At 73.7% G+C, this 6,848-nt stretch carries 8 protein-coding genes; 3 read left to right on the top strand and 5 right to left on the bottom strand.

Annotated features, from left to right (window positions below; translation table 11 throughout):
- On the top strand, positions 1-320 hold a 320-nt coding region (locus ACGFMK_RS31445), incomplete at its 5' end, for an integrase core domain-containing protein (protein WP_392770818.1).
- Between the two features lie 171 nt (positions 321-491).
- Here the strand turns inward: ACGFMK_RS31445 and ACGFMK_RS31440 are convergent.
- Positions 492-1,157 carry an anti-sigma factor family protein gene (locus ACGFMK_RS31440; protein WP_392770815.1) on the bottom strand — a complete coding sequence of 222 codons (666 nt, stop codon included), beginning with the start codon at positions 1,155-1,157 and terminating at the stop codon, positions 492-494.
- A complete protein-coding gene (gene sigE / locus ACGFMK_RS31435; RefSeq protein WP_392770827.1) occupies positions 1,154-1,753 on the bottom strand; it encodes an RNA polymerase sigma factor SigE in 600 nt (199 codons plus the stop codon). The genes ACGFMK_RS31440 and sigE overlap by 4 nt, the downstream gene beginning before the upstream one ends.
- 211 nt (positions 1,754-1,964) lie before the next feature.
- On the opposite strand from sigE, the gene ACGFMK_RS31430 reads away from it, so the two are divergent.
- The gene (locus ACGFMK_RS31430) at positions 1,965-2,609 is read left to right on the top strand and encodes an O-methyltransferase (protein ID WP_392770812.1); all 645 of its coding nucleotides are present in this window, start codon (positions 1,965-1,967) and stop codon (positions 2,607-2,609) included.
- A gap of 187 nt (positions 2,610-2,796) precedes the next feature.
- Here the strand turns inward: ACGFMK_RS31430 and ACGFMK_RS31425 are convergent, their stop codons facing one another.
- A complete protein-coding gene (locus tag ACGFMK_RS31425) occupies positions 2,797-3,978 on the bottom strand; it encodes an MFS transporter (protein WP_392770810.1) in 1,182 nt (393 codons plus the stop codon).
- A 62-nt stretch (positions 3,979-4,040) separates the two neighbouring features.
- Here ACGFMK_RS31425 and ACGFMK_RS31420 point away from each other — a divergent pair, with 62 nt between their 5' ends.
- Complete coding sequence (locus ACGFMK_RS31420; RefSeq protein ID WP_392770808.1) at positions 4,041-4,949, top strand: LysR family transcriptional regulator; 909 nt, start codon at positions 4,041-4,043, stop codon at positions 4,947-4,949.
- Between the two features lie 157 nt (positions 4,950-5,106).
- On the opposite strand, the gene ACGFMK_RS31415 is transcribed toward ACGFMK_RS31420, so the two are convergent.
- Together ACGFMK_RS31415 and ACGFMK_RS31410 are read right to left on the bottom strand one after the other, a co-directional pair.
- On the bottom strand, positions 5,107-6,570 hold the full coding sequence (locus tag ACGFMK_RS31415; protein WP_392770806.1) for a leucyl aminopeptidase family protein: 1,464 nt from the start codon (positions 6,568-6,570) through the stop codon (positions 5,107-5,109).
- 90 nt (positions 6,571-6,660) lie between these two features.
- Positions 6,661-6,828 carry a DUF3117 domain-containing protein gene (locus ACGFMK_RS31410; protein ID WP_005155393.1) on the bottom strand — a complete coding sequence of 56 codons (168 nt, stop codon included), beginning with the start codon at positions 6,826-6,828 and terminating at the stop codon, positions 6,661-6,663.
- Positions 6,829-6,848: the final 20 nt, after the last annotated feature.

The following is a 6,848-nucleotide window of genomic DNA, read 5'->3' as shown; positions in this document are numbered from 1 at the left end:
GGGGCGTCACCGTCGAACGCGTGCTCTCGGACAACGGCTCCGCCCACCGGTCTCATGCCTGGCGCGACACCTGCACCGAACTGGGGATCACCCCGAAACGGACCCGGCCCTACCGGCCGCAAACCAACGGCAAGATCGAACGGTTCCACCGCACCCTCGCCGAAGGCTGGGCCTACGCCCGCTTCTACCCGTCCGAAAGCCGGCGTCGGGCGGCGCTACCGGGGTGGCCGCACTTCTACAATCACCACCGACCCCACAGCTCAACCGGCGGCAAGCCGCCGGTCACCCGGCTGACCAACCGCCCCGGACATCACACCTAGGGAAGGGCGGGGGGCCGCGGTCGGCCGGCGAGCCTGGCTGCAGGGCCGTCGGGATCCGGGCTGGACGCGGTGTGAGCGAGCCCGCGGGCTGGGCTGTCGCCAGGCCACCGGCAGGCAGAAAGCACCGAAGGCCACCACGAGCTCGTGGTGGCCTTCAGACAGTCGAGCGGGTCAGCGGATACCGGCCGGAATCGCGACCGTCGGGCTCGACGGCGTCGACGTCACCGACGGCGCCGGCCTGGGGGCCTGCTGGGGCACCGCCATCTGGGCCGGGAGCAGGTTTCCGTTCGGCGGGACCCGGCCGCCCGTGTCCGGGGTGCCGTCGCCGCTGTCCGCGGTGGTTCCGACCAGGGCCAGCGCGCTCAGCACCAGCCCGGAGACGACCACGCCCGCGCCCTGCGCCGCGCGGCGCTTGAAGCGGCCGCCGCCCAGGACGTTCGGGGACTGGCCGAGCGGGGCCGACGAGCCGAGCGGGGCCACGCCGCCCAGGACGCCCGAGCCACGCAGGCCGGCGACCCGGTCGGGACGCTGGACCGCGACGAGCTGGCCGTCGGCGGTGATCGCCAGGTTGTCGGGGCTGCTGGGCAGTTCCGTGTGCTCCGGGATGGACCGGAGGCTCGCCAGGAACCCGGCCGACATCGACGGCGCGCCCGCGCCGCGGATGGCGGCGACGGCCTGTCGCTGAGCCTGGACGTCGCCGGCGCAGGAAGCGCAGCGCGTGATGTGCGCCGCCGCGCGATCCCGCGCGCCGTGGGTGAGCTCGCCGTCCACGAACGCGACCACGGCGTCCGGCAGCAGGTGCGACTCGGGGAGTGCCCAGCCTCGCGGTGCGGTCATACCGACACCTTCGCAGACTCCGGGGCGTGACTGCGCCGGCGCTCCAGCGAAGCGCGCAGCGCCTGACGGCCGCGGTGGATCCGGCTGCGAACGGTGCCCAGCTTGACGTTGAGCGTGGCGCCGATCTCCTCGTACGACAGGCCCTCGACGTCACACAGCACGACGGCGGCGCGGAACTCCGGCGGCAGCTCGTCGAGCGCGGCCTGCAGGTCCGGGTCCAGGTGGGTGTCGGAGAAGACCTGCTCGGGGCTCGGGTCGTCGCCCACGATGCGGTCGGTGTCCTCGGGCAGGCCTTCCATCCGCACGCGCGAGCGGCGGCGGGCCATGTCGAGGAAGAGGTTGGTGGTGATGCGGTGCAGCCAGCCCTCGAACGTGCCGGGCTTGTAGGACGCCAGCGACCGGAAGACCCGGATGAAGGTCTCCTGGGTGAGGTCCTCGGCGTCGTGCGTGTTGCCGGTGAGGCGGTAGGCGAGCCGGTAGACCCGGTCGCTGTGCTCGCGGACGACCTCGTCCCAGGACGGTGGCGTCCAGGCCGCCTCGTCCAGGGACACGGGCTCAGCCGCGTCGGCGTCGTTGTCGGCAACGGCGTTCTGCATCGTGGGAGCAGGCACCTCCATCTGCGTTTCTCCTGTCTGCTCCACCCAACGCGGGTCGGCGGCACGGTGTTCCCGTGCGTCTGGATCCGAGTCTGTCGGGGTTCCTTATGGTTCTAGTGAGACTGGACTGAGAACAGGCTGAGAAGTTCTTCCCGGGTGCTTACCAGGGAGCCTGCGAGGATTTATCGACAACCAGCGCTAACCTCCGTGCGTGAACACGCCCACCCCTGCGGCCGCACCGGTCGACTCCGGGTTCGTCGACGGGTACCTGCCCGACGACGAGGTGCTGTCTTCGGCGCGGGCTCGGGCCGAGGACCTGGGCTGCCACCCGCTCAGCGCGGGCGCCGGCGCGACCCTCCGCTTCCTGGCCGCCACGCTGCGGGCGAAGGCCGTCGTCGAGGTCGGCACGGGCGCCGGGGTCAGCGGGCTGAGCCTGCTTCGTGGGATGGCCCCCGACGGCATCCTGACCTCGATCGACCTCGAGCCGGAGTACCAGCGCGCCGCACGCGCGACGTTCCGCGAGGCCGGCTACGCGCCGGGCCGGACCCGGCTGATCGTCGGCCGGGCGCTGGACGTGCTGCAGCGGCTGACGCCGGGTGGCTACGACCTGGTCTTCGTCGACTCGGCGCACATCGAGTACCCGGGCTGCTACGAGCTGGGCGTCTCGCTGCTGCGACGCGGCGGGATCATCGCGTTCCACAACGTCCTGGCCGGCGGCCGGGTGATCGACCCGTCCCGCCGCGACCCGGAGACGCTGGCCCTGCGCGAGGTCGCGCGCGCGTTCCGCGAGGACGAACGCCTGGTCCCGGCCCTGCTGCCGGTGGGTGGCGGGCTCCTGGTGGCCGCGGCGATCTGACCTGGCTCGTCCGCCCACCGGCCGACCTGTTCCAGCTGGTCACCGCCGTGATCCCGGCACCTGTCCACAAGCCGCCCCGCCTGTGGACAACTCGCTGATCCCGGCGGCTTTGCCCGCGGCCGCCGATAGACTGGAACGGGGACGCCCCCCGGGTTGGGCGGGGGTGTGTGGTTACCCCAGGAGTGGCTCAGCTCGGGACCAGTTCGCGCCGCTGCGCGCGCACCCGGGTGCCGGCGCCCACCGCGGCCGCCGCCAGCAGCAGCCAGACCGCCACCAGGGCGATCAGCCAGCCCCAGCCCGCGTGGCCGTAGACGTACGCGCCGGCCGCGCCGCCGACGCTGCTGCCCAGGTAGTACGTCGCCGTGTACATGCCGCCGACCTGGCCTCGGGCGTCCTCGGGGGCGTCGGCCGCCGCCCAGCCGTTGGCGACCGCGTGCGCGGCGAAGAACGCGCAGGTCAGCACCAGGAAACCGGCGATGACCAGCGGCAACCAGTCCGGCAGGGTCAGCGCCGCCCCGGCCGCCATCAGCAGCAGGGAGCCGATCACGGCGCGACGACGGCCGACGCGCGCCACCAGCCGTCCGGCCGCCGCCGAGGAGACCGAGCCGCTCGCGTAGGCGAGGAACACCAGCGAAGCGATCGCCGGGGACAGGTTCAGCGGGTCGCCGGTCAGCCGGAACCCGGCCGCGTTGTAGAGCGCGACGAACGAGCCCATCGCGAGCAGCGCCACGGCGTACTGCGCGAGCAGCACCGGGCGCCGCACCGCCGTCAGCAGGCCCGCCGCGACCGCCTTGAGCTGTACCTTCCCGCGAGCCGTGCCGGGCGGCAGCGTCACGACGGTGATCGCGGCGCACACCGCGCCGATGCCCGCGACGACGTAGAGCGCACCGCGCCAGCCGAGGGGCCCGGCGGAGAAGCCCGCGGACAGCCGCCCGAGCATGCCGCCGACGGTGTTGCCCGCGATCATCGCGCCGACCGCGGCGGCGACGCCCGCGCGGCCGAGCCGTTCGGCCAGGTAGGCGGCCGCGACGCCGGGGAACCCCGCGATCGCGATGCCCTGCAGCGCGCGCAGCACGAGCAGCGCCGGGTACGTCGGCATCAGTGGCAGGAGCAACCCGAACACGACCGACGCCACCACCGACGTCACGATCACCGGCCGCCGCCCGACCACCTCGGACAGCGCGGCGATCGGCAGGACCGCGATGGCCAGCGCGCCGGTCGCGACGCTCACCGCGAGCGCGGCGCCGCCGGGATCGAGGTGGTACTGCGCGGCGAGCTGCGGCAGCACCGGCTGCGGGGCGTAGAGCAGGGCGAAGGAGGAGATCCCGGCCGCGGCGACGGCGGTCTTGACTCGGCGGGTGGTGGTCACGAACCGAAAGTAAGCAGCGCTAACCAATACGTCTAATACCGTTGTGGTCCATAATCGATGCGATGACGTATGACTCGCTGTCCGCGCAGCTCGCGCCGCACCTGCGGCTGCTCGTCGCGCTGCGGACTACGGGGAACGTCACACGCGCGGCCGAACTGCTGGGCGTCCCGCAGCCGACGGTGAGCCGCCGGATCGCGGCGCTGGCCGACGCGCTGGGCGCGCCGCTGACCGTCGCCGACGGCCGGGGCATCCGGCTCACCCGCGCGGCGGAGCTGCTGGCCGAGGCGGCCGAACGGGCCCTGGCGGCGGTCGACACCGGCGTCCGGCTGGCGCGCGAGGAGGTGGCGCCGGAGTCCGGGCACGTCGTGCTGGGGTTCCTGCACCTGCTGGGGCGGTCGCTGGTGCCGTCGCTGCTGCGCGGATACCGGGCGCGGTACCCACGGGTGCGGTTCACGCTGGTCCAGGGCTCGCGGCAGGACATGCTCGACCGGCTGGCGGGCGGCGAGCTGGACCTGGCGCTGCTGGCGCCGCTGCCTTCGGACGCGCCTTCGCTGGTCTCGGCGGGGCTGGCCGAGGAGGAGATCCTGCTGTCGGTCCCGACGGGCCACCGCCTCGCGGGCCGGCGGCAGGTGCGGATGACCGAGCTGGCCGAGGAGGAGTTCGTGCTGCTGGAGCCGGGTTACGGCGTCCGCACGCTCACGGACGAGCTGTGCGCGGCGGCCGGGTTCACGCCCCGCATCGCGTTCGAGGGCCAGGAGTCCGACACGGTCCGCGGCCTGGTCGCGGCCGGACTGGGGGTGGCCCTGCTGCCACGCTTCGGCCCGGGCACCCCGGCGGGGGTGGCGGAGGTCCCGCTGGACCCGCCGGCGTCCCGGACGATCGGCTTGGTCTGGCGCGCGGACGAGCCCGCGACCCCGGCGGTGACGGCGTTCCGCGACCACGTGCTGGCGACCGCGCACCAAAAGCCGTGAGGCGGCGGGGCGCATGTGAGCAGGCCTCCGCGGGAACTCCCCCGCCCTTCCCTGGGGGGCGTCCCCGAGTCCAGTCTATCGGCGGCCCCCGGCGAAAGCCGCCGAAAGCCGCCGGGCGCAGGGAGTTGTCCACAAGTCGCGCTGCCTGTGGACAGGCTCAGCTCAGTGAAGCGGCCAGCTCCACCATCGTCCGGGCCGCGAAGCCCGTCGCGCCCGGAACCACCTCGTCGTAGTTCTTCTCCGACCTCGCCGGGCCCGCGATGTCCAGGTGGGCCCACGGGAGGCCCTCGGTGAACTCGCGCAGGAACAGCGCCGCCGTGATGCCGCCCGGGCCGGCCGGGGTCTGGCGGACGTCGCCGAATTCGCCGCGGACGTTCTCCGCGTAGTCCTCCACCAGCGGCATGCGCCACCACGCCTCGCCCACCCGCGCACCCGCCGCGACGACCGACGACGCCAGCGCGTCGTCCGAGGCGAACAGGCCGCCCGTGCGCAGGCCGAGGGACACCTTCATCGCGCCGGTCAGCGTCGCCGCGTCGACGACCAGGTCCGGGCTGTACTTCTTGATGCCGTACGCCAGCGCGTCGACCAGGACCATGCGGCCCTCGGCGTCGGTGTTGCCGACCTCGGTCGTGCGGCCGCCGTAGTGGCGGACGATGTCGCCGGGCCGGTACGCCGAGCCGGACACGTGGTTCTCGGCCGCCGGCACCAGCGCGGTCACCCGCACCGGCAGCCCGAGCGCGGCGATCGCGCGGGTCGCGGCGATCACCGCGGCGCCGCCCGCCATGTCGGTGCGCATCAGGTGCATGCCGTCGGCCGGCTTGATCGACAGGCCGCCCGTGTCGAACGTGATGCCCTTGCCCACCAGCAGCAGGTGCTTCGTAGCACCCGACGGCTTGTACGTCATCTCGATCAGCCGCGGCGGCCGCGACGAACCGCCGCCGACGGCCAGCACCCCGCCGAAGCCCTGCGCCGCCAGCCACTTCTCGTCCCGGACCGCCACCTCGACGCCGGGGCCGGCCACCTTCGCCGCGGTCTCCGCGAGCCACGCCGGGGACTTGACGTTCGACGGCGTGTTCGCGAGGTCGCGGGTCAGCGCCGTCGCGGCGGCCAGGGCCGTCGCGCGCGCGACGAGCTCGGTGAAGGCCGCCACCGCGCGGTCGTGCGTCACCAGCCGCAGCGTCCGGACGGCCGGCTTCGGGTCCTCAGTGGACACCTTGAAGCGGTAGCCGCCCAGCAGCAGCCCCAAGGCCAGCTCCGTGACGTGCTCGCCGGAAGCCTCCTCGGGCAGCACGAGCTGCGCCGCGCGAAACGCCTTCCCGCCGTTCTCGACGTCGTCGGCCAGGCCCGCGTTCACCGCGCGGACCAGGGCCGCGCCGGTCTTCCGGTACTGCTTCGGCTCACCGTCGCCGAGCCCCGCGACCCAGCGGGGACCGTCGCCGGTGACCGTCTGCACGTCGCCCGCCTTGCCGGTGATCCGGACACCGCCGATCTCCAACGGCTCGGCTTCGACGTCCTCGGCCGGGGCGGTGACGAGCCGGACCGTCGGGATGCCGCGGCGAAGGTCGCCCGCGACCTCGATGTCGAGCAGGTTCGTCGGAACGGGGGGTAGCGGATTACGCACAGTGAGCAACCTTCGGGCGCAGAGGAACCGCGACCCCGGCCTCCGAAGGGAGACCGGGGTGCGACGGAAGGACGGTTTTCGGGGGCCGGCTCAGCCAGTGACCTCCTGCAACGCGGCGCCGAGGTCTTTCGCTTCCTCCGCGGAGAGTTCGACGACGAGTCGCCCGCCACCCTCGAGCGGTACGCGCATCACGAGGCCCCGCCCCTCCTTAGTCACTTCGAGGGGACCATCTCCGGTCCGGGGCTTCATGGCCGCCATAGCGTGCTCCCTCCGTCTCA

It is taken from the genome of Amycolatopsis sp. NPDC049252 (assembly GCF_043197175.1).
Lineage (GTDB): Bacteria > Actinomycetota > Actinomycetes > Mycobacteriales > Pseudonocardiaceae > Amycolatopsis.
The sequence above is the reverse complement of the archived record's forward strand: the minus strand, read 5'-3'. Positions and strand labels throughout refer to the sequence as shown.